Here is a 22,907-nt window from a genome sequence, read left to right as displayed (position 1 = left end):
GAAAACGAGGCCTCCCACTTGATGTATCATAATTTACGATATACATCATTTCATCGGAAATGATGGGGAAATGATGGAACGCTCGTTTTTGACGATTGCCGCCGGCGAGAATAATGATGCATTGCGCGCGCTTTCGGCACCGGCACGGGTTGAGATACTCAGGTTGCTCTGCGCCAAAGGACCGATGAATATCAACGATATCGCGCGGACTCTTTCCCTCCCCCAATCCACCGTCGCAACCGGTATCCAGATTTTGGAAGACGCCCGGCTTGTCGACTCCCAACTGACGAAGGCACGGAAGGGAAATCAGAAGATCTGCTCTGCGATCTACAGCGAAATTCTGATCAGCTTCGAGGAAAGCGCGGCTCAGAGGGCCAACAACATCATCGAAGTCGAGATGCCGGTCGGGCTCTACACCAGTTGCGACGTCCATGCTCCATGTGGTCTCTGCTCCACCGAGAGCGTCATCGGCCCGCTCGATGTTCCCGACTATTTTCTTGATCCCCAGCGCATGCAGGCCGGGCTCGTCTGGTTCGGCAGGGGATATGTGGAATATAAATTCCCCAATAATGCCAAGGTGTTGAACAAGGATATCCGCGCCATCGAGTTTTCGCTGGAGCTGTCGTCCGAGGTGCCGGGCACCAATCCGGACTGGCCCTCCGACATAACGCTCTGGGTCAATGGGATGGCCATCGGAACCTGGACGTCCCCCGGCGACTACGGCGACAAGCGCGGCGCCTTCACGCCGGCATGGTGGAAGCTCGAGGGCTCGCAATACGGGATGATGAAGACCTGGCGCATCTCCACGCGCGGAACCTTCATAGACGGCGTCGCCGCATCGAATGTCACGCTCAGCGATCTCGCGCTTGCCCAGCACTCTTCCATTCGTCTCCGGGTCGGCATCGCGGAGAATGCCGGCCATACCGGCGGCGTGAATATTTTCGGCCGCGGTTTCGGAAATCATGGCCGCGACATCATCATGCGACTGCATGTCTAATCAATAAATATCGGATATCTTGATTTAAATAAGGCATTTCTTTTGAAAATTAGAGATACCTTAATAACATTATCTATTTGTAATTAAACTATTTTCTTGAAAATTGCCTCACCTCAACTCAAGGCGCAACGTGGTTGACAGAACGACATTCCTGATATCAAGTTAGAGGCAAGAAAACAAAAATTCTGATATATAAACGGGAGGATCCGTTGAAGACGAATGTCGTTGCCCACCGCGATTTTCGCATCGCGACCATTGACGCCAGGCTCTACAGCTCATTTCTCGAGCATCTCGGCAGAGCGATCTACGGCGGTATCTATGAGCCCGGACATCCCAGTGCCGACGAAGACGGATTTCGCCGCGACGTCCTCGATCTGGTGCGTGAGCTCGACACGCCATACTGCCGCTATCCCGGCGGCAACTTCGTATCGGCCTATAATTGGGAAGACGGCGTCGGCCCGCGTTCGAAGCGCCCGGTTCGTCTCGACCTTGCCTGGCGCACGCGTGAAGCCAACCAGATCGGCGTGAACGAATTCGTCGACTGGTGCAAGAAGGCAAACACCAAGCCGATGCTCGCCGTCAATCTGGGATCACGCGGCCTGGATGCCGCCCGCAATTTCCTGGAATACTGCAATCATCCCGGCGGCACCTACTGGTCGGATCTGCGCCGCAAGCACGGCTGGTCCAATCCGCACGATGTCAAATTGTGGTGCCTCGGCAACGAGATGGATGGCCCTTGGCAGGTCGGTCACAAATCGGCCTATGAATATGGCCGGGTGGCGGATGAGACGGCGAAAGCCATGCGCGGCTTCGACAAGTCGCTCGAACTCGTGGTCTGCGGCTCGTCCAATTCCGACATGAAGACCTATCCCGATTGGGAGGCTGAGGTTCTCGATCAGTGCTATGACAGCGCCGACCATATCTCGCTGCATATGTATTTTGCCAACCGCGAGAAAAACACCCTTAACTATCTCGCCCGCGCCACCAAGCTCGACCGCTACATCACCACGATCGGCGGCGTGATCGACTACATCAAGGCGAAGAAACGCTCGAAGAAGACGATCGGCATTTCTTTCGACGAATGGAACGTCTGGTATCATTCCAACCAGCAGGACAAGGAGATCCTGGCGCGCGACGAGTGGCCGGATGCGCCGCATCTCTTGGAAGATGTCTATAATTTCGAGGACGTGCTGCAGGTCGGCGGCATTTTGAACACCTTCATCCGCCGGTCCGACCGCGTGCGCATCGCCTGCATCGCCCAGCTCGTCAACGTCATCGCCCCTATTATGACCGAGGACGGCGGCGCGGCCTGGCGCCAGACGATTTATTACCCCTTCTACTACGCCTCCAGATATGGCCGTGGAACGGCACTCCAGCTGGTCGTCGATGGCCCGACCTATGACAGCGACGAGGAGAACGACGTTCCCTATCTCGACGTATCAGCGGTGCATTCCGAAGACGGTAGGTCGCTGACCTTCTTTGCCGTCAACCGTCATCCGAACACGGCGCTCGATCTCGATGTGCGGCTGGAAGGGTTTGGAAATGCACGGGTAATCGAGCAGGTGGAGATGACCCACGGCGATCTGGAAGCCGTCAACACGGCGGCGCGGCCAGGGACGGTCGCTCCCGTCAACGTCGACAGTGCGAAGATCGAGGACGGACGGTTGCGGACAGGGTTGAAACCGCTGTCCTACAGCGTCATCCGGCTGTCGGTGTGACAGCCGCTGCCGGGTAAGCCTTATTGGCCCCGGCCAGGAGTATTCGGCTCACTGCGAGGAGGCAGGCGAGCCGGAGGGATGGTTCACCGAAGCCTTGGCTTTAGCGAACCGACAACCGCGACGTGCCCATGCGTGCCTTTGCGGCCGCCGTATCGTCGCTTTCTAGGGAGGAGTTCATGCAACAGTGGAAGAGGCTCGCATTTGGCGTCGCGCTGGCCGCACTCGGCCTGACGGCGGCGGCCAAGGCCGATGACTACACCTCCTTGCCGCGCAAGGAGACGCTCATCGTCGAAAATCCGGAAGGGACGATCAAGAATCCCGGCTGGTTCAACATCTGGGTCAATGGCGGCGGCGGCGTATCGACCGGCCTGCAGCAGCTGACCATGGATACGCTCTGGTATATCGACCCTGAACAGGGGCTTGGCGGGGCGAGCTGGGACAATTCGCTCGCCGCCGACAAGCCTCAATATAATGCTGACTTCACCGAGATGACCGTGAAACTGCGCAAGGGGCTCTACTGGAGCGACGGCGTCGAGTTCACGGCCGATGACGTGGTCTATACCGTCAAGACGCAGATGGATCACCCAGGCATGGTCTGGAGCGCGGCCTTCTCGGTGCAGGTGGCAAGTGTGGAGGCGACCGATCCCCAGACGGTGGTGTTCAAGCTGAAGAAGCCGAATTCGCGCTTCCACGCCATCTTCACCGTCCGCTGGAACGGCGCCTGGATCATGCCGAAGCACGTCTTCGAGAAGGTGGCCGATCCGCTTCGCTATGATTTCGCCAATCCCGTCTCGCTCGGCGCCTATAAGCTCAAGGCCTATGATCCGCAGGGCAAATGGTATACTTGGGAGAAACGCGACGACTGGCAGCGGACCTCGCTTGCCCGCTTCGGCGAGCCGGCCCCGAAATATGTGACCTATACCGATCCCGGCCCGCCGGATAAGCGGACGATCGCCCAGCTCGAGCACAATCTCGATATCATCCACGACAATACCCCGGAGGGCATGTTCACCCTCAAGGAGAAATCGAAGACGATCGATACCTGGTTCCCGGGCTTCCCCTTCGCCCATCCGGATCCGACGCTGCCGGCGGTGATCTTCAACACCCAGGATCCGCCGTTCGACAATGCCGATGTGCGCTGGGCGCTTGCCCTCCTGATCGACATCAAGGCCGTTGATATGGCGAGCTACCGCGGGGCAGCGACGCTTTCGGCGCTCGGCGTGCCGCCGACGGCAGCCACGATGAAAGACTATCAGGCGCCGATGCAGGATTGGCTGAAGAATTTCGAGATCGATACCGGCAAGAGCAAGATCAAGCCTTATGACCCGACGGTCGGGCAACAGATCGCCGATATCCTGCGCAAGCAGCCGAAGTTCAAGGACCAGATCCCGACCGACCCGCAGGCGATCAGCGGTGCCTTCGGCTATGGCTGGTGGAAACCGGATCCGAAGGCTGCCGGCGAACTGCTGGAGAAGGCAGGCTTCAAGAAATCCGGCGGCAAATGGCTGACCCCGGACGGCCAGCCGTTCAAGATCCGGATTACGGTCGAGAGCGACACGCGCTCCGTCTTCACCCGGGCAGGTACCCTGATCGCACAGCAATGGGCCTCTTTCGGTATCGACGCCAAAGCCGTGCCCGCCGAGAAACTGTGGCAGGTTGCGCTGCAGCCCGGCGATTTCCAGGTGGCGATTGCCTGGAGCGTCGAGACCTGGGGCGGCGATCCCGATCTGTCGTTCTTCCTCGACAGCTGGCACTCACAATTCGTGGCAAAGAAGGGTGACAATCAGCCGCCACGCAACTGGCAACGTTGGAGCAATCCGGAGCTCGATAAGATCATCGAAAGCATCCGCGGCATCAGCGCCGACGATCCCAAGGGCATGGAGCTCGGCAACGATTATCTGAAGCTGGTCGCCCGCGAAATGCCGACGATCCCGCTGATGTCCTATAACGTCTTCACCTCGATGGATACGACCTATTGGACCGGCTACCCGACGATCAAGGACCCCTATACCGATCCGGTGCCGAACTGGGCGAACTCCAGGTTGATGATGGTCAAGTTGAAGCCGGCTCAACCGAAATAACCCTCCCAACGCCGGCGCGCAGCCATCGCGCCGGCCCCTTATCGACGGGCATGTGCCCAGCTGTCATGCTCGTCGATCCTTTCCGGAAGGGAAAACAGAGAGGAACCACTGCTCTATGACGTCCTACCTGCTCTTTGTGTTGAAGCGGTTCGGTCAGTTTCTGCTCGTCGTCTTTCTCGGCGTGACCATCACATTCTTCGTCACCCACCTGACCCCGATCGACCCGGTCGAAGAAAGCATAGGCGCCATCACCCAGATGGGACAGTCCGATCCGAACGCAATCGAACTGATGCGTCAGTCGCTCCGCGAGCTGTACGGAATGCAGGGCTCGATCTGGCAGCAATATCTGCACTTCTGGCTGCGGCTGGCGACCGGCGATCTCGGTCCCTCGCTCTCGGCCTTTCCCACGCCCGTTTCCACCATCATTCTGCGGTCCCTGCCCTGGACCATCGGGCTGATGACGGTGTCGACGCTGATCACCTTCGTGCTCGGCAATGCGATCGGCGCGCTCGCCGGCTATTACCGCAAGGACATGGTGCTGAAGGCCGTCAGCCTCGTCTTCATCGCGCTGCTGCCCATTCCCTATTACATCCTCGCCTTCGTGCTGCTCATCGTCTTCGGCTATCTCTGGCCGGTGCTGCCGATCAATGGCGGCTATGAGATGAACGCCAATCTGGATCTCTCCTTTGCCCTCGTCTTCGATATCCTCAAACACTCCATCCTGCCGGCGCTGTCGCTGATCCTTGTCGGCGCCGGCAGCTGGCTGATCGGCATGCGGGCGCTGGTTTCCAACATCATCACCGACGACTACGTCGTTTTCGCCGAACTCGGCGGCGTTCCGAAGCGGAAGATCCTGCGCTCCTACATCGCCCGCAATGCCATGGTGCCGCAATTCACCGGGCTTGCCATGTCGCTCGGCGCGATCTTCAACGGCACCGTCATCACCGAAATCGTCTTCGGTTATCCCGGCATCGGAAACCTGCTGATCTCGGCGGTGCATGCCGGCGACTACAGCCTGGTGCTCGGCCTCAGCGCCCTGTCGATCGTCGGCGTCGCCGCCGCCGTCTTCATCATCGACATTCTGAGCCCGCTGATCGATCCGCGCATCAAGGTGGAATAGGCCATGTTTACCATCATCCGTGACCTCGCACGCCAGAACATGGAATTCCTCTGCGGCCTGCTGCTCTTTGCCGTCATCGTCGGCTTTGTCGTCTTGTCGTATTTCTCGCCCTATGGCGCGACCGACATCTATCTCCTGCCGCCCGACATGCCGCCGGACGGCGAGTATTGGCTCGGCACCACTTCGCGCGGCCAGGACGTGTTCTGGCAGTTGACGGCGGCGCTGCGCAACACCCTGTTCTTCGGTATCGGCGTCGCCTTCCTGTCGCGCATCATCTCGCTGGTCGTCGGTCTCGTCGCCGGTTATGCCGGCGGCACGGTCGACCGAGTGCTGATGGCCATCAACGACAGCGTCATGGTCATCCCGCAGTTTCCGCTGCTGATCCTGTTCTATTTCGTGCTGAAGGACAGCATGACCTGGACCGTGCTGATCGTCATCATGGCGTCGCTCGGCTGGTCCTACGATGCGCGGCTGATCCGCTCGGTGGCGATCGGACTGAAGAGCCGGCCGTTCACCACCCAGAGCGTCTATTCCGGCATGACGATGCGCAAGATCCTCGTCGAGGAGCACCTACCCTATGTGCTGCCGATCGTCTTCGCCACGACGATGAACAACATGATCTGGTCGATCGGCATGGAGATCACCCTTTCGGTGCTGGGCTTCACCGATATCGAGACGCCGACCATGGGCATGATGATCTACTGGGCCAATGCGCATTCGGCGCTGATATCAGGCATATGGTGGTGGGTGGCCGCCCCCGTCGCCGTCATCGTCATTCTCTTCCTGGCGCTCTTCCTGCTGTCCATGTCGATGAATGAATACAATGATCCGCGCAGCCGGCTCAACCGGATGGGAAGTTAGCATGGAGAATTTGGTCGAAATCCAGAACCTGAAAGCCTATTACCGCGCCTTCCTCTATGGCGTCGATCGCGAGGTGCGGGCTGTCGACGATATCAGCCTGACGATCGGCCGCGGCGAGGTCTATGGCGTCGCCGGCGAATCGAGCAGCGGCAAGACGACGCTGATCAAGACCATTGCCGGCGCCATCCGGCCGCCGCTCCGGGTCGTCTCCGGCACCGTCAAATTCCATTTCGCCGGCGGCACCCAGGACATCTACGCGATGAAGCCGGAAGAGCGCATGGCGCTGCGCTGGCAGTACCTGTCCTACATCATGCAGGGATCGATGAATGTGCTCAATCCGGTGCGCCGGATCCGCCACTCCTTCACCGATTTCGCCTTTCGCCACATGAAGGTCAGCAAAGAGGTGTTTTTCGAGAAGGTCGCCGCCCACCTGCAGCGGCTGAAGCTCGATCCGCATCTGCTGAACGCCTATCCGCACGAACTCTCCGGCGGCATGCGCCAGCGCATGACCATTGCGCTCGCCACCATCCTGACGCCGGAATTCATCATCGCCGACGAGCCGACCACCGCACTTGACGTGATCGTGCAGCGCGACGTGCTTTCGATGATCCGCGAAATCCAGCGCGAGATGGGCTCGTCCTTTCTGTTCGTCACCCATGATATGGGGGTGCATGCGACCGTCTCCGACCGCATCGGCATCGTCTATGCCGGGCGTCTCGTCGAGGAGGCCCCGACCGCCAAGCTCTTCAGCATGCCGCTCCACCCCTATACGCAGCACCTGGTCGGCAGTCTGCCGCGCATCGGAGATCCCAGAACCAGGCCTTCGCTGGAGGGCCGCCCGCCGAACCTTGCCATGCCGCCGGAAGGCTGCCGCTTTCACCCGCGCTGTCCCAAACGGATGGACATCTGCTCCCAGAAGGTTCCACCGCTGGTCACCGTCGAGCCTGGGCGGCGCGTCGCGTGTTTTGCTGTCACGGGAGATCCGGTTTGAGTGCTCTGCTTCGCCTCTCGCATGTCACCAAGGTCTACCGCCAGGGCGGCCTGCTCGGCCGGCGCCTGATCACCGCGGTTAAGGATGTCAGCTTCGAGCTCGGCGAGGAGCCGGAGATCCTCTCGATCGTCGGCGAATCCGGCTCCGGCAAATCGACGGTCGCGGCGATGATCCTCGGCCAGACCGTGCCGACGGAAGGCGAGCTGCAATTTGCCGGCAAGACCGTCGCGATCCACAACCGAGCCGAACGCACGGCCTTCATGAAGGAGGTCCAGCCGGTTCTGCAGAACCCCTTCGAAGCCTTCAACCCGCTGAAGCGGGTGGACCGCTATCTCTTCGAGACCGCCCGCAATTTCTCGGCGGGAAAACGGCCGGACCGGCAGCAGGCGGAGCGGATGGCGGATGCCGCACTGGTGCATGTCGGCCTGACGCTCGAAGAAGTGAAAGGCCGGTTTCCCCACGAATTGTCGGGCGGCCAGCTTCAGCGCGTCGCGATTGCACGCGCGCTGATCCCGCAACCCCGCCTGCTGGTGGCTGACGAACCGGTCTCCATGGTCGACGCCTCGCTGCGAATGGCGATCGTCAACCTCTTCGGCCGGCTGAAAAACGAGCTCGGTCTCTCGATCATCTACATCACCCACGACCTCGCCACCGCCTATTACGTCAGCGACAACATCATCATCATGCGCAAAGGCGAAATCGTCGAGCGCGGACGGGCGCGGGCGGTGTTGGATGATCCGCAGCATCCGTATTCAAGAGCGCTGAAGGATGCGGTGCTGGCGGCGGATTTTAGTGCGGCAACATAGCGCTGGGGCAAGATGCGGCAAATTGCCTGCATCTGCACCTGTCGCCATCTCTTCGAGTTTAGCGTTGCCTTAAAGAAGCTGTGCAAGGGTAATGGCCTGTCATTCACGCCGGCGACCCGATGAAGTTTCGAAGAAATATAGCTCGCTCAGCAATGAGCCATACCAGCGCATTCGCTCCGGCAATATTTGCGGCAACGATTGCTTTGATCGTCGTCTGGGTAGCAACGAACTGGCGACTGGAGAAATCGCTCGCCGATGAGCGCTCGATCGTCGCCGGCGAGCTTGCCACCATATCATCCCGGCTTCAGACGAACCTCAATAGCAATGTGAAGCTGTTGCAAGGGCTGGCGGCCGGTATCGCGGTCAATCCGACGATGGACCAAAGCGGATTTTCCAAACTTGCCGCACAGATCCTGCAGCCCGATTCACAATTGCGAAGCTTCGCCGCCGCGCCCGGCATGGTCGTCAGGTGGGTTTACCCGGAGAAGGGAAACGAAAAAGCCATCGGGCTCGACTACCGAACGAATGAGAAGCAACGGCCTGCCGCGATGCTGGCGCGCAACACCCACAATATCGTTCTGACCGGTCCGGTGGAGCTTGTCCAAGGTGGTACCGCTTTTGTGGTCCGGTGCCCGATTTATATCTCTGAGGGAACAAGCCAGATTTTTTGGGGACTGCTTTCTGGAATCGTAGACATACCAAAGCTTTACCAGGAAAGTGGCCTTGGCTCGACCGAGCTTGAGATAGCCATCAGCAACGTCCCGGATCCGACCACGCCCGAACAGGTTTTCTTCGGTAGCCTGGAAACCTTTTCAAAGAAGCCGGTCCAGACATCCGTTGACATGGTGTATGGCCGATGGACGCTTGCCGCACGGCCAAAGCAAGGATGGGGTCAAAATAACGGGATCGGCACTTTTGAATTCTATGCGATCCTGTTGTCGTTGTGTGTCGTTGCGCCGATTGTCTGGGTCGGTTTCCTCACAAGATCACGCCAAGGAACGATTGAGAAGCTTCGCCTTCACAAGAAAAAGCTCGTTCGCGCGCAGCAAAGGCTGGAGTACCTGTCCTTGCATGATGCCCTGACGGGGCTTCCCAATCGACGATTTGTCGACCGGATGATCTCGCAACCGCCGAGACCCAGCCCGGAAGATTGCCTGATACTCCTTCATATCGACCTCGATCGGTTCAAAGAGATCAACGATACGAAAGGGCATGCCGGAGGCGACGCGGTCTTGCAGGCAACGGCTTCGCGCCTTGCCGATCTGGCTGGTCCGAACGACGTTGCGGCTCGTATCGGTGGAGATGAGTTCATCTTCGCCAGCTGGAGCACCAATCCCGAGCCGAAGGCCAACGCATTGGCCCAACAAATCGTCGATACGCTCGAGCAGACCCTTGTCGTTGACGGCGCGGAGTGCATGGTCGGTGCAAGCGTCGGCGTCGCCTGGGAGACCGAACGGGCTGGTGAGCGGGACCTCGGTCAATTGCTTCTCAACGCCGATTTGGCCCTCTACGAGGCGAAGAAGACCGGCCGCGGCCGAGCGGCCATTTTTACCGAGGAGCTTCGCACCGCCGCGATCCATTCGAAAGAATTGGCGGACGAATTCAATCAGGCGCTCGATCGCGATGAACTGGTTGCTTTCTTCCAACCGCAGTTCAATGCCAAAACGCTGGAAATTGTCGGCGTGGAGACCCTTGCCCGCTGGAATCACCCGCGAAAAGGCCTGCTCGCCCCGGACAAATTTCTTGATGTCGCGGACAGGCTGGGGCGTACCGGCGACATGGACAGGCAGATCCTGCAAAAGGCCCTGTTCGAGCTGACAAGATGGGACCGCCTGGGAATGCAGATCCCACGTGTCTCCGTCAACATTTCAGCGCGTCGACTGGCGCAGCCAAATCTGCTTGCTGAACTCTCCGAGCTTCCTTTGGCGCGGGGGCGCGTGTGTTTCGAGCTGCTTGAAACAATCTCCTTCGACGATCTTCAACCTGTTCTCAATGAGATCATTCCAGCCGTCAAAGAGCTTGGCATTGAAATCGAGATCGATGATTTCGGCACCGGACATGCCAGCATCGTCAGTCTGCTTCGATTTGAGCCGCGACGGCTCAAGATCGATCGCGAAATCATCAAGCCGATTATCGCGTCTCCATCCCAACGCCGTCTGGTCACCTCAATTATCGAAATCGGCCGATCGCAGAACATCGACATCGTTGCCGAGGGCGTGGAGACAATGGAGCATGCGAAGATCCTGAAAGATCTCGGCTGCCATATACTGCAAGGCTACGCCCTGGCGCGACCCATGACCTCGGAGCAGTTGATCGAATTTTGCCGTGTCAAGCACAAAGGAATTGCAGGGGCAGGCCGATAGCCACACCCCGCATTCCGGGTGTGGCTATTTCCCGTCCGCGCTTGCCTATTGTTTCGTGACTGCCTTCAGCACGTCTCCCTGCAAAACCGCCTCGTCGGCAAGAATGGCGGCTGCCTCGTTCAGCAGGACATCCTTGGCCTTCTTGCGGGCATTTTCGAGGGCAATATCAGCGCTCAGGCTGCGCTCGTCTGCCTCCAGGCCATCATCGCTACCAGAATCGTCGCCATCGCCAGCCTCCGCGCGGGCCTTGAGCCGACTTTCCCGAGCCGCCGCTTCTTTGCGGCGTTCGGCTTCATTGAGGGAGATAACCCCTTTCTCGCGCTGCGCTTTCAGGTCGGCAACGTCTTTCAACAGGTTTTGGAAGTCCGGATCGCTGCCAACGCGCGCGTCGTGGCGGCTTTGCAATGTCGGCAGCAACTTCGTGACCGTGTCGGAAGGCGTGTAGTTCGCAGGCTTGATCTCAGCCCATGGCAGGGCATTGTCATAACTGGTTTCGCCGAAAGCAGTCGGATCGGACAGCCCAGGCAAGCTGATGTCAGGTGTCACGCCGCGCAGCTGCGTCGTACCGCCATTGACCCGGAAAAACTGGGCAATCGTCACTTTCAGCTCGCCGAATTCGGGTTTGCTGTTGTGCACCATCTCGTCAAGATCGACGACGGTTTGAACGGTGCCCTTGCCGAAACTGGGTTCGCCGACGATCACGCCTCGACCGTAATCCTGGATTGCCGCGGCAAAGATCTCCGAAGCCGAGGCCGAGCCGCGATTGATCAGGACACCCATCGGGCCCGTCCAGACAGGCTCTGCAAGGTCAGCACTTTTGACCTCGACCCTGCCGTTGCTGCCGCGTTGCTGCACGACCGGGCCCTTGCCGATGAAGAGACCAGTCAAATCAATCGCCTCGTCCAATGAGCCGCCGCCATTGTTGCGCAGGTCCATGAGAACGCTGTCGACCTTTTCTTCCTTCAACTCGTCGAGAAGCTTGGTGACATCGCGGCTTGCGCTTTTGTAATCCTTGTCGCCTTTGCCCTTGGCTTCAAAATCCTCATAGAAGACCGGCAGCGTGATGATGCCGATTTTACGCGTGGCGTCGCCCACCTTCACAGACAGCACAGTCTTCCTGGCAGCCTGCTTATCGAGACTGATTTTATCGCGCACCAGGCTGATGACGCGATGCGTGGCATCTGCTCCGGCGTCTGCCGGCAGGATGTCCAACCGCACGACGGAGTCTTTTTTCCCGCGGATCATCTGCACGACTTCATCAAGGCGCGTGCCCACCACTTCTTTGATCGGCCCATCCTTGCCTTGACCGACGCCGGTAATGCGGTCCCCGACCGCAAGCTTGCCGGAGAGCTGCGCCGGCCCGCCAGGCACGAGTTCACGGATCGTCGTGTAGTCGTCGCGTTCCTGCAGAACGGCGCCGATGCCAAACAGCGAAAGCTTCATTGAGACATTGAAATCGGCAGAAGCGGCCGCACCGAAATAGTCCGTGTGCGGATCGATCGATGTTGAATAGGCATCCATGAACGACTGGAAAACGTCGTCGCTTTTAAACTTGCCGACGCGCTCGAGCGTGTTTTCATAGCGTTTGTCGAGCGTTTCGCGAATGGCCGCGTCGGTCTTGCCGCCGAGCTTCAGCCGCAACCAGTCGCTTTTGACGCGCTTGCGCCAAAGCTCATTGCTCTCGGCTTCCGACTGCGGCCAAGGCGCTTTATCGCGCAGCACCGAAAAATTTTCCTGCACGCTGAAATCGAAGCCCTGCTTCAGCAGGCTGCGCGCATAGGTCATGCGGTCGACAACGCGCTGTTCATAGGCGTTGAAAATCGCAAACGGGATCTTCAAGTCCTTCTGTTCGATGGCATCGTCGATCTCGCTGCGGTCAGCCATGAACTTGTCGACGTCAGTCTGCAGGAAGAGCATGCGGTCGGGATCAAGCGACTTGACGAACCGATCCATGATCTTCGCCGACAAGGCGTCGTCGAGCGGAACCGGCTTGTAGGTATACCGCGATAGAAATTGCGCGCTCAACTGAGCGGCCTGCGCCTGTCGCTTCAGCGGCGCCAAAACAGGCGATGGCGCGACTTCAGCATATGCGGACTGTGCGATTGCAAGAAATGCACCAAGGAAAACATAGGGTATGCGCATTCAGCGTTGATCCAATTCTTTAGGCTGAGCGTGGATATGTGATCTATGTGAGGCAATCATGGTTTTTTGGCAACCAGGTGGCAAACGGGATGGGCTGAAAGGTGGCGGAAAAGTATCTAGTGCGATCGGCCGGGAAAAATGTCCATTGCGCTTGTCAGACGACATAGCCGCTGACCCGATTTTGATGCGCCTTTAGTTGGACTGATGCAGGTATTTAAGAAAATGGCGACGCAATGTCGACGCTCCCGTCCTCGCCATCCCTTAATTGCAAGTGAGCCGTCCTCAGGATGTGTCGCCGAACATGGTTCTCACAAAGTTTGAGTTGACCGCTTCCGATGCCGAGGCGACACTCAACCCCACGGCAAGGGAGGAGAAAGAACAATGGACGAGCCAGATCGCTGGCGCCTTATGGCAAGCGCTCCGAAAGACGGTAGTCGGATCCTCGTCACGATCCGCCAGTCCGAACAGGGGCCGGCAGAAGTTGACCTCGCCTATTGGTCGCATGGCGATCAGTTCGGTGGAGAAGGCTGGCGCGCCTCCGATTCCTCGCCCGGGCACATCATCGAATATGCCGAGCCGGAATTGAAGTGTTGGATGCCTATGCCCGCGGCCAACCGCACTAGCACCTCAATGCCCTCACCCTGGGAGGGCGACGATGACCATGAGCTCCACGGATCTGGGATCTGAGAAATCGCGCCGACGCACCAAATTGAGGTTCAACCATACAGCCTGAGCCTTACGCTGCGCGCACCCTGTCGCGGCCGCTTAGCTTGGCGGCATAGAGTGCTTGATCGGCGCGTCGGTAAAGGTCCGACGCGCTGTCGGACGGGACACAAGCGGCGATGCCGGCAGAACAGGTGTAGCCGAAGTCGGGAGATTCCGGCAGGGGCCGGGAGAACCGGATCACCATCAGCATGCGCTCGACTATGGCAATGGCGTCTTCCGGCCCGGTTGCCGGCATCACGAGAAGGAACTCTTCTCCGCCGACCCGCCCAAAACAATCGTTGCGGCGCACATTCTGATGAATGCGATGAGCAAAATCGCGCGGGACGACATCGCCTGCGTGGTGGCCGAGCCGATCGTTGATGTGTTTGAAATTGTCGATGTCGAACACGGCAAGGCACCCGTCGTTTCCTTGCCGGGCGGCTGCCAGCATGTCATCGACGCGTGCCATCACAAAGCGGCGGTTGGCGACACCCGTGAGTTCATCGGTGTAAGACGCCTTGATCGCCTGATCGCGATCTTGCCGAACAGTCCTGCCATGCGCTCGCAAACTGGTGATGTCGCTCGCAATGCACAACATCCAACCGTTCTTCTGGACCGCCTCGGTCATCCAAAGCCATCGGCCATCCCACAGATCCGTCTCGAAGGCGCGATAACCGATCTTGCCACGGCGCGACTGTGTCGACCGCAGCCACTCCTCGAAATTGCTCGTCCGAATGACTGTGCCTTGCCGCAGCTGGAAGTTGCGCCGCATGAGATCCGGCCAGAGGGGAGTTTCATCCGGCTCGATGAAATAGACCGAACGAAAGGCGCTGTTGGCATATTGGAGCCGGTCACTACTATCGTAGACCGCAATGAGCGTATCGGTGTGTGCGGAAAGGTGCAGAAGCTGTTCGAATATCTCGTCCATACCGAACCTGTCTGGTTGCCTTGGCATGACATGGCGCAGAAATCCTATGAGAAAAGAGCCAGTCAGCAAGTAAAGGCGCCTCCAGTGATTACGGAAACGCCAACGAGACGCCGAGCCCAATCGTGATTGGACATCGGCGGCCACCTGAGCCACGCTGTTTTTGGGAGCGGACCATCTATTTTTCCGGAGATAGGAGGCCGAGATGGAACAGTACGCACTCGATCAGTTGAAAAACATTGCAAAGGTCAGCACGACCTGCAAGCGCCTCGAATTGACGCGGCGCGAACGGCTTGAACGGTGGGCCGAAAGTCTTGAACACAGTCCCAGGCCGTTTCTGAGGACGCTTCATGAAACCGAATATAAGCCGATTGCAGATCGGCTTGCTCTGCGGGATGACGGCACGCCGCTCTCTGTTGCATTCGCTGATCCCATTCTGCGGGCGGCAGGAATGGAAAATGACAGCTATGGAGAGGCCAAACGCTTCTTCGAACTCAGCGACGAGCAACTGCATGATCTGGTCTGCTTCTGCCATTTCGGTGAACAGGTCAGCGCGGCAGTCATCGCTCGCCGTCTGCGAAAGATGGCAAATTACAATCCAGGCGGGTTCTTCGCTCAGCTTCGTGCGTTCTTTGGCTGATCGGGGCTAAAGGCCATCTGGCACCGCAAGGCCGGCGCTCGCCGCGGTGGTGAAAGAGCCGCCACGGCGATCGGCCGGTGCCCATTGCCAGGTCAGGCGGCTGGATGCCGAATAGTATAGTTCACTATCAAGCGGCGCACGATATAGCTGTCTTATATTAGCATCGCTGCACGAAAAGCTTGCATCAACGCTATAAATCGGATGTCCTTAACAAGGCTTCTGTGGTGTTGGGCGACCCATTATGAAAACCCTCGACGCGCGATTTCGATTCACGGGTGAGCGGCGACAGGTCACTGCCCTTTTCTATGACATCGTGGGCTCCACCGAGATCTTGCTGCGCAGTGAGCCGGAACAATTCTTCCGATCGGTGTCAGCGCTGCATCAGAGTGCCGAAGCTATCATAAAAGAGCATGGAGGGTTTCTTCATCAGCGGCTCGGAGACGGCGGATGCTGTTTCTTCGGGTATCCCGACCAGTCTGAAGATGCCGCTGAAAGTGCGGTGCAGGCTTCTTTGGAACTCGTGCGCATTGCCGCCAAGACCAAAGCCAAAGCTCGGACGCCTTTCAAGCTGCGGATCGGGGTTGCCACCGGCCTTGTCGTATTCTCCACGGAAGGTGATGAGATTGTCGGCACGGCACCCGTTCTGGCGGCTCGCCTGCAAGCAGAGGCCGAGCCCAATTCCGTCCTTGTCGCAGATTCGACTGTTCAACTAACCCGCCACAAATTCGACTATAGCCTGCTTCGAGAGGCTAGGCTCAAAGGGTTTGAAGAGCCGATTGCGCTCTGGCGCCCGCAAGAGCGTGAGCGATCAACGTTGGAGCCATCGCCACCCCATGAGTGGGACAGGCCAATCAGAGGCAGAGAAAGAGAGCTTGCCGCTCTTTCGAGTGCCTGGAATTCGGCTCTCGATGGCAAGGGGTGTTCGATCGCCCTGGTTGGAGAGGCAGGCATCGGCAAATCCAGACTGTTTGGCGAATTCGCCCGAAACTTAGGGGAAACGACGCACGAGACCTTGGTCTTCCAGTGCGGCAGGCGCTTGGAGAGTCAGCCTCTGCATCCGTTTGTCGCATTTCTCGAGAGGCTCGTCGCCGAACCTTCGGTTCTGAAGGATGGCGACAACGGCGCTTTTGCCGAGGCTCTTCAAGCATCCGGCCGAGACGTAGAGGCCGATACAGTCGACACAATTCTCTCATTTACCGCCGACCGGTCCTCGGCAACGTCGCGCAATATCCGGGTGCCCGATTTATCAGGGGGCGCGTTCAGGCGGAAGGTCATCGAAGCCGCTGCTCACATCCTGACATGCAAAGCAACAGCTGTTCCGACGCTCCTCGTCTTCGAGGATGTTCACTGGGCTGACGGCATGACGTTGGAATTGATGGATCGATTGGGATTGTTGGCCGAGAAGCTTCCGATCCTTGTGATTCAGACATCGAGAATCAGGCGATCCCTGGCAGTTGCAACCGAGATAGAATTATCCGGGTTGGCCTCTGCTGCGGTTCGGGATCTCGTCGCCTCGATTTGGGGTGAGCATCCTCCGCCCGGCCTGTCGGATTTCATACTGGATCAATGCGATGGCATGCCGCTCTATGCGGAAGAACTGGCCAACTTCTTCCTGACAAGGCAGCCTTTGGGCAAGGCGTTGTCCGAATGGAAAGGGCTGCTGCTGGAAGGTGGCGTCACGTCGCTGAATGATCTGCTTTCCGCCAGGCTAGCTGAGACCGGTCCCGCCCGACGAGTGGCGCAATTTGCGAGTGTCATCGGCCGCGAATTCAGCATCTCGCTGCTCACCTACCTTCTCGAAGGGGTCAGCCGGCAGACTGTTGACGTTGCCATTGAGCGGCTTCTTTCCCAAGGCATCATCGAGCGTTCTTCCGCCGCGCGTGGCTCTTTTCAGTTCCGGCATGTGCTCACTCAAGAAGCTGCCTATAGCAGCCTTCTCAAGAGCGACAGACGTCGCATACACAGGCGGATCGCGGATCTCTTGATCGGCGAAGGAGAGCCCAGCCTGCCGGCTGCGATCGCTGCCTGGCAATGCGCCGAAGCGGGCCTGCATGACGCCGCTGCCAGGTTTGCCTTGGCGGCGGCGGAAGCAAGCGTTCTTCGCTCCGCCATGCACGAGGCAAACGTGTCACTCGAACTCTGTGCGCGGGAGGTCGATAGCGTCTCCCAGCGCCATCCCGATCGCACCGAACTCGCACTCGGCCTGTTCGAACTTCAAGGCGTCGTGGCGACCGCACTTGAGGGAGAGGGCTCGGAGAGCGCGCGGCGGATCTATTCCCGCGCAATGCAGCTGCTGAGGAAGCAATCGCCGGTCGTTCGGGTAAAACATTTCCCGGTCTACTGGGGATGGTGGTTCACAGCGCCCAACATTCTGACACAACAGTCTCGCGCGCGAATTCTGGTAGGCGACATGCAAGCCGTCGAGGATCAGGAGACGAGACTTCAGTCCTATCACTGCGGATGGGCCACGAGCTTCCATGCCGGCGAGCACGACTTCTGTCTCGATTGTGTCGCCAAAGGCCTTGATCTCTACGACCCCGAAAGAGCCGTAAGAAATCGAGCCTTCTTCGGTGGACATGATGCCAAGGTATGCGGGTTGGGTGAGAGCGCCCTTTCCTACCTGCTTCTGAACGATCTCGACGCCAGTGAAAACGCGATCAAACAGTGCCTGGAATGGGCAACCTCGACTGATCATGCAGGCAGCATGGTTCATGCACTTTATTACGCAATAGTCCTTCGTCGCTGCCAAGGCAGATATGACGATGTCCATGCCCTCGGCGAACAAATGCTATCGCTTGCCGAGCGACACGATCTCGCCGCAAGCCAGGCGCGTGCCAACATGTACTGCGGCTGGGCGGAGTTGATGACGTCGTCCGCAGAACGCGGCGAAGAGCGCTTCCAAGGAGGCCTCCTGCTCCAGCAGCAATTGGGCACCGACGACAATTTTTCCATACACAGTGATATGCATGCGCAAGTGCTGCGGCGGCTTGGCAAGCCTGCCGAAGCTCTCGCAACCGTTCACAATGCGATCAACGTTGGCCGCAATAGCGGCCAGTGGTTCTGGCTCGCCGAACTGTATCACCTCAGCGCAAAACTGAGACGCGATCTGAACGACGCTCCCTCATTGATAAAAAGAGACCTGACGAAAGCCATCCAGATCGCCGAAGGACAAAAAGCGGCCTGGCTGGCAGAAAGAGCAAAGCGCGCCCTGGACGGACTGCCAAGATTGTAGCCCCAGGGACAGGAGGATGCGGTGGACGAAGGGATGCTCGACAATATCTTCGATACCCTTCCCCCCTCGCCCCCTGATCCGTGGCAGACGGTGCGGCGCATCCTCGCGCGTAAATACGAATACGGGATCACCAGGCTCGGTTCGGTCACGCAACTCGACTGGATCGGAGTTCCCGTTGTCCAGGTCGTGCGGCCGCGGTCGCTTTCTGTCACGGTCAGCCAAGGGAAAGGTTTGACGTTTCCAGTTGCGGCGATATCGGGCCTGATGGAATCCCTGGAGGGATGGGCCTCGGAGCGGATTGCCCCGGACCGCGTCTTCACGGCGACCTTCCGCGAAATGAACGAACAGAAATACTGGTCGCACCTTGGCGGCGGCCGAGACGATGAGCCGCTTTCCTGGATTGACGGATTGGATCTCTTTTCGGGTCGGAAAACCTCTGTTCCACTTGCCCTTGTCGACACAGCCTACACCATCCCATCGCCTCACCCACATTGGATAGCCAGAGACACAACGGGCCTGGCAGCCGGCACGAGCCTTCAAAGTGCCGTAGTCCATGCCTGCCTGGAGATTCTGGAACGGCAGGCTCGATGCACGGCAATGAAGACCCCTCATTTCTTTGACCGCTTTCAGATCGACAGCCGGTCAGTTCACTCGGGAAGTGCTGGGGAAATCATGCGACGACTATCCAAGGCAGGTCTTGTCGTGGGCATCTGGCAGATTCCGGCGCCGCACGCGCTACCGATCTACTGGTGCCATGTCATGGAAGATGCAAGCAGAGCCCCATTCGCGCCCTTGCCAGCCGAAGGCTTCGGATGCGACTTCAGCCACGACCGCGCGCTGACGAGTGCATTGCTTGAAGCCTGCCAATCTCGACTGGGAGTCATTTCAGCGGCGCGGGAAGATATCAGGACCGAACTTTATGGATACCCGGATGCCGCGGAACTGGCCGCATGGCGCGGTCAACTCGCAAAGGGAGGCAGTTCATATGTCGCGAAGGAGTGTCCTCCCGCCAACGACCAATCCATCCGATCGATCATTGAGGCGTTAAAGCTGGCGGGTGCGACTGCGGCTATCCTTGTGGTTCTTCATTCGGCTGATCGCATACCCCTTCATGTCGTCCGCGTGGTTGCGCCCCCATTGGAAACAAATCCGGAGGCAGACCTTGCGCGATGACGTCGTGGTTTTTCTCGGCCCCACTCTCTCCGAGACGGAAGCGCGGAGGCACCTGGACGCGATTTATCTTCCTCCCGTCGGATGCGGAGATGTCGTACGGGCCGTGGCACAATACGCTCCCTCGGCGATCGTGCTGATCGACGGCGTCTTCGCGCAGTTTCCGGCTGTTCGCCACCAGGAAATTCTGTGGGCGATGGCCCGAGGAGTCCGCGTCTACGGTGCGTCAAGCATAGGCGCGCTACGAGCCGCGGAACTCGCTCCCCAAGGAATGATTGGGCATGGGCTGATCTACCGGTGGTACCGAAGGCAACCGCTCGCCGATGATGCCGACGTCACAGTGCCAATGGCGCCCGTTGAACTGGGATCAAGCGCATTGGGTGATGCTCTCATAGACATCAGGCTCTCTCTGAGAAACGCGGAACGCGCTGGGGTCATCGAAAAATGGCTCAGGCATGACCTTGAGTCACTGGCACGCTCGCTTCACTTCAGCCAAAGGTCGTTTCCCAAGCTCTTTGCGGCGGCTGAAAACAGTCGCAGCCCTATCGACCAGCTCGAAGCACTAAAGGCGTGGCTGAAAGCTGGAGTTGCAAACCAGAAGCGAACCGACGCGGTAAATCTCCTGAAATACCTGGCCAATCAAAATATCAGCAATCTAAACGAGAGCTTTCCTTTTGAGTTTAAACTTACGGAATCGTTTGCCAACGACATGGAGTACTACAATCTGCTCGATACACTATTGTCGAAAGGCGCGTAGTACTGGTATATTAGAAAATTCGCTTGGCGTGGGGCAATGAGCGGTGGGGGCAGCATTGGATGCCATCACACATCCGGAGGGCGCAGGCAGCGGGGCAGCTTCAGGGCAGCCGTTGGGAGTCCGTTTCCTTGTCTTTCCCCAGCCCCCCTTCATCCCCGGCTATGAAAAGCCCGAAGTAGTGTGGATCGGAGCTTCAGCCGGGCCGATCCTGGCGGGGCCATCGGACAGCCGAATGTATGTGGCAAACCCCGTTGAACCGAAGTCTCCCTATGCCGCGCCATATATCCCTCCTTATGCCGGCCTTTTGCAGCCCCCTGTAGAGCCCGGTCCCGATGGTCATTTCGATCACATCGGGCCTGGTTCGCCGGCATTCCTTTCGACGCACAGCTTTGCCTGCGCACACCGGGTTCTCGATATCTGTGAGAGCTATGTCGGGCGCTCGATCCCCTGGTTTTTCGAACCAACGCTGGAACGGTTGGAAATTGTTCCCCGCATTCCCGATTGGGAGAATGCACAATCCGGCTTTGGCTTTCTGGAACTGGGTGAAAGCGAGCCGGGAAACTCGGCATCATGTTTCGCGCTGAATTTCGACGCCGTTGCTCACGAAATGGGACATCTCATTCTGTTGAGCGAACTCGGAGTCCTCCAGGGCGACGGACGTGACACCGATTTCTTTTCCTACCACGAAGCGATAGCCGATTTCATATCGCTGCTGGGATTGCTGCAATTCGATACTGCTGTCGATCGACTCCTTCGCCGCACCAGCGGAAATCTGCTCTTGCACAATGAACTCGATAAATTTTCCGAACTCAGCGACGAGAAGCAATTGCGATCGTTCAATAACTCGCTTCGTATCGGTGATGTCGGCAGCGATGTTCACGACCAGTCCAAGCCGTTCGCGGCGGGCCTTTTCGATTGCCTGATCGAAGTCTTCCAGTCGCTGCAGTTCGAACGCGGAACGTCGAATATCAATCCCAGGGAATTCAGCGATCTTCGTCGGCAAATGGTGCCCGCGCTTATCGAAGAAGGCCTGCGAGCGCCGAAGGCATCCTATGAATTGAAGCACTTCGCCACGAAGGCGGCCCTGCAGGATGCACGGGATATTGTGGGTGAAGCCGTTGTGCGTTCCTGGAGATATCTCGAACCGGACAGTCTGACTTTTGAAGCTGCGGCAGTGGCTTTCCTCGAAGCTGCCAGTCAGGGGCGGGGTGTCGCTTATATTGACCAACTTGAAGATTGCATGAGGTGGCGTGGAATTCTTTAACCAGACGACGGGAGGTATCGATGATAAATGACAGCGTCCCCGCTCCGGCGACCGAGCGCTACGAAGCTGATGCCCTAATCCTTTACGGCGTCAAGCTCAACGACAGAAACGATTATGCTCGCTTCGATGTTGGAGAGGGATCCCTAACCGATCTTCGAATGCAATTGTTCCATGGCGATGTCGGAAGTGCGTCCGGAGAATATTCAGTCGTTTTAGCCTATGGTTATGCTTTTGAGGGGCATTGCTACAGGTTCGATTCAAACCGCGTATTTCTCGTTACGGGTGATCCTCCCCGGGACGCCGTCGGATGTGGATTTGATGATCTTGGCTATATGATGTGGAGGATCCGTGCATCCGATATGTTGCTTGAGATATGCACAAACTTCGGCGACGCAAAGACACTCATACTAGACGCCAATCTACCAGGAAAGCGATCCCCAAGTTCTTACGCAATCACCCTTAGGATGGCCCATCGTGACGGCCGTCTTACCCGCGACTAATCAAGCATTGATGGAGAGCATCATGGCATTCGTGGTCTACGTAAAAATACCGGACGAATACGAGCAGCTATCGATCTTTGACGAGTATGCTTCAAGTCTGTGTGAGGACGATGACGGGCAAATCTGCGGCCGAGCCGGTAAAAATGAAGAGTACGAGTTCTCCGTCAGGGAAGACAAGAAGAGCAAACCACCTGAACCGCCCGGTTTGATCACGGTAACAGCAACAATCATTACTACCACGGACTCGGGACAAACGGTGAAGGATACCCAAACAGTGAAATACCCGATCCTAAAAAGCGGTCAGCATTTTGAATTTCCTAAGCCGGCGTAACGCCGCCGAAGCAATTCTCGAGCATGAAACCTAGTGGATCCGCGATGAGAAGGCTGGCGTGGCTTGTCGTGTGGTAGTCCTCCCCGCGAATAAGGGGCTTCAAAAGTAGAATTTTCTCGGCAAGATGCTCGAGGAGATTTTGATGAAGAAGAGCCGATTTACCGAAGCCCAAATCAAGGCTGTGTTGCGCCAGGCGGAAGGCGGTGTCCCCGTACCTGAGCTTTGCCGGGAGCATGGCATCAGCAGTGCCAGTTTTTACAAGTGGCGGGCAAAGTATGGGGGCATGGACGCCTCGATGATGAGC

At 58.1% G+C, this 22,907-nt stretch carries 19 protein-coding genes; 17 read left to right on the top strand and 2 right to left on the bottom strand.

Annotated elements, in window-relative coordinates:
* The first annotated feature begins 70 nt into the window (after positions 1-70).
* The 8 genes from EFD55_RS24560 (at position 71) to EFD55_RS24525 (ending at position 10,937) form a co-directional block, all read left to right on the top strand.
* Positions 71-997, top strand: a complete 927-nt coding sequence (locus EFD55_RS24560; protein WP_183736843.1) for an ArsR/SmtB family transcription factor — start codon at positions 71-73, stop codon at positions 995-997.
* A 209-nt stretch (positions 998-1,206) separates the two neighbouring features.
* On the top strand, positions 1,207-2,715 hold the full coding sequence (arfA, locus tag EFD55_RS24555; RefSeq protein WP_125848313.1) for an arabinosylfuranosidase ArfA: 1,509 nt from the start codon (positions 1,207-1,209) through the stop codon (positions 2,713-2,715).
* Positions 2,716-2,891: 176 nt separating this feature from the next.
* The gene (locus EFD55_RS24550; protein WP_125848311.1) at positions 2,892-4,796 is read left to right on the top strand and encodes an ABC transporter substrate-binding protein; all 1,905 of its coding nucleotides are present in this window, start codon (positions 2,892-2,894) and stop codon (positions 4,794-4,796) included.
* Positions 4,797-4,911: 115 nt separating this feature from the next.
* Positions 4,912-5,916, top strand: a complete 1,005-nt coding sequence (locus EFD55_RS24545) for an ABC transporter permease (protein WP_125848309.1) — start codon at positions 4,912-4,914, stop codon at positions 5,914-5,916.
* Between the two features lie 3 nt (positions 5,917-5,919).
* The gene (locus tag EFD55_RS24540) at positions 5,920-6,777 is read left to right on the top strand and encodes an ABC transporter permease (RefSeq protein WP_125848307.1); all 858 of its coding nucleotides are present in this window, start codon (positions 5,920-5,922) and stop codon (positions 6,775-6,777) included.
* 1 nt (position 6,778) lies between these two features.
* Positions 6,779-7,768, top strand: a complete 990-nt coding sequence (locus tag EFD55_RS24535; protein ID WP_125848304.1) for an ABC transporter ATP-binding protein — start codon at positions 6,779-6,781, stop codon at positions 7,766-7,768.
* The gene (locus EFD55_RS24530; RefSeq protein WP_125848302.1) at positions 7,765-8,574 is read left to right on the top strand and encodes an ABC transporter ATP-binding protein; all 810 of its coding nucleotides are present in this window, start codon (positions 7,765-7,767) and stop codon (positions 8,572-8,574) included. Before EFD55_RS24535 ends, EFD55_RS24530 begins: the two co-directional genes overlap by 4 nt.
* A 119-nt stretch (positions 8,575-8,693) precedes the next feature.
* Positions 8,694-10,937, top strand: a complete 2,244-nt coding sequence (locus EFD55_RS24525) for a bifunctional diguanylate cyclase/phosphodiesterase (protein ID WP_125848300.1) — start codon at positions 8,694-8,696, stop codon at positions 10,935-10,937.
* Between the two features lie 45 nt (positions 10,938-10,982).
* Here EFD55_RS24525 and EFD55_RS24520 read toward each other — a convergent pair whose 3' ends face one another.
* Positions 10,983-13,079: a carboxy terminal-processing peptidase gene (locus EFD55_RS24520; RefSeq protein WP_125848298.1), complete on the bottom strand. Its 2,097-nt coding sequence runs from the start codon at positions 13,077-13,079 to the stop codon at positions 10,983-10,985.
* Positions 13,080-13,460: 381 nt separating this feature from the next.
* Here EFD55_RS24520 and EFD55_RS24515 point away from each other — a divergent pair, with 381 nt between their 5' ends.
* On the top strand, positions 13,461-13,766 hold the full coding sequence (locus EFD55_RS24515) for a hypothetical protein (protein WP_125848296.1): 306 nt from the start codon (positions 13,461-13,463) through the stop codon (positions 13,764-13,766).
* A 49-nt stretch (positions 13,767-13,815) separates the two neighbouring features.
* Here the strand turns inward: EFD55_RS24515 and EFD55_RS24510 are convergent, their stop codons facing one another.
* Positions 13,816-14,712, bottom strand: a complete 897-nt coding sequence (locus EFD55_RS24510) for a GGDEF domain-containing protein (RefSeq protein ID WP_125848499.1) — start codon at positions 14,710-14,712, stop codon at positions 13,816-13,818.
* Positions 14,713-14,914: 202 nt separating this feature from the next.
* Here EFD55_RS24510 and EFD55_RS24505 point away from each other — a divergent pair, with 202 nt between their 5' ends.
* The 8 genes from EFD55_RS24505 to EFD55_RS24470 form a co-directional block, all read left to right on the top strand.
* Positions 14,915-15,349, top strand: coding sequence for a hypothetical protein (locus EFD55_RS24505; protein ID WP_125848294.1), 435 nt, complete (start codon positions 14,915-14,917; stop codon positions 15,347-15,349).
* A gap of 241 nt (positions 15,350-15,590) precedes the next feature.
* Complete coding sequence (locus EFD55_RS24500) at positions 15,591-18,581, top strand: ATP-binding protein (RefSeq protein ID WP_125848292.1); 2,991 nt, start codon at positions 15,591-15,593, stop codon at positions 18,579-18,581.
* Positions 18,582-18,602: 21 nt separating this feature from the next.
* Positions 18,603-19,754: a YcaO-like family protein gene (locus tag EFD55_RS24495; RefSeq protein WP_125848290.1), complete on the top strand. Its 1,152-nt coding sequence runs from the start codon at positions 18,603-18,605 to the stop codon at positions 19,752-19,754.
* On the top strand, positions 19,744-20,508 hold the full coding sequence (locus EFD55_RS24490; RefSeq protein ID WP_125848288.1) for a TfuA-like protein: 765 nt from the start codon (positions 19,744-19,746) through the stop codon (positions 20,506-20,508). Before EFD55_RS24495 ends, EFD55_RS24490 begins: the two co-directional genes overlap by 11 nt.
* A 55-nt stretch (positions 20,509-20,563) precedes the next feature.
* The gene (locus EFD55_RS24485) at positions 20,564-21,772 is read left to right on the top strand and encodes a gluzincin family metallopeptidase (RefSeq protein WP_210276335.1); all 1,209 of its coding nucleotides are present in this window, start codon (positions 20,564-20,566) and stop codon (positions 21,770-21,772) included.
* A 20-nt stretch (positions 21,773-21,792) separates the two neighbouring features.
* A complete protein-coding gene (locus EFD55_RS24480) occupies positions 21,793-22,272 on the top strand; it encodes a hypothetical protein (RefSeq protein WP_125848284.1) in 480 nt (159 codons plus the stop codon).
* Positions 22,273-22,294: 22 nt separating this feature from the next.
* A complete protein-coding gene (locus tag EFD55_RS24475) occupies positions 22,295-22,603 on the top strand; it encodes a hypothetical protein (RefSeq protein WP_125848282.1) in 309 nt (102 codons plus the stop codon).
* A gap of 142 nt (positions 22,604-22,745) precedes the next feature.
* Positions 22,746-22,907 (top strand): transposase (locus EFD55_RS24470; protein WP_148102910.1); only part of this gene is annotated, 162 nt, incomplete at its 3' end.

Source organism: Rhizobium pisi (assembly GCF_003938655.1).
GTDB classification, from domain to species: domain Bacteria; phylum Pseudomonadota; class Alphaproteobacteria; order Rhizobiales; family Rhizobiaceae; genus Rhizobium; species Rhizobium pisi.
This window is presented reverse-complemented; position numbering and strand designations above follow the sequence as displayed.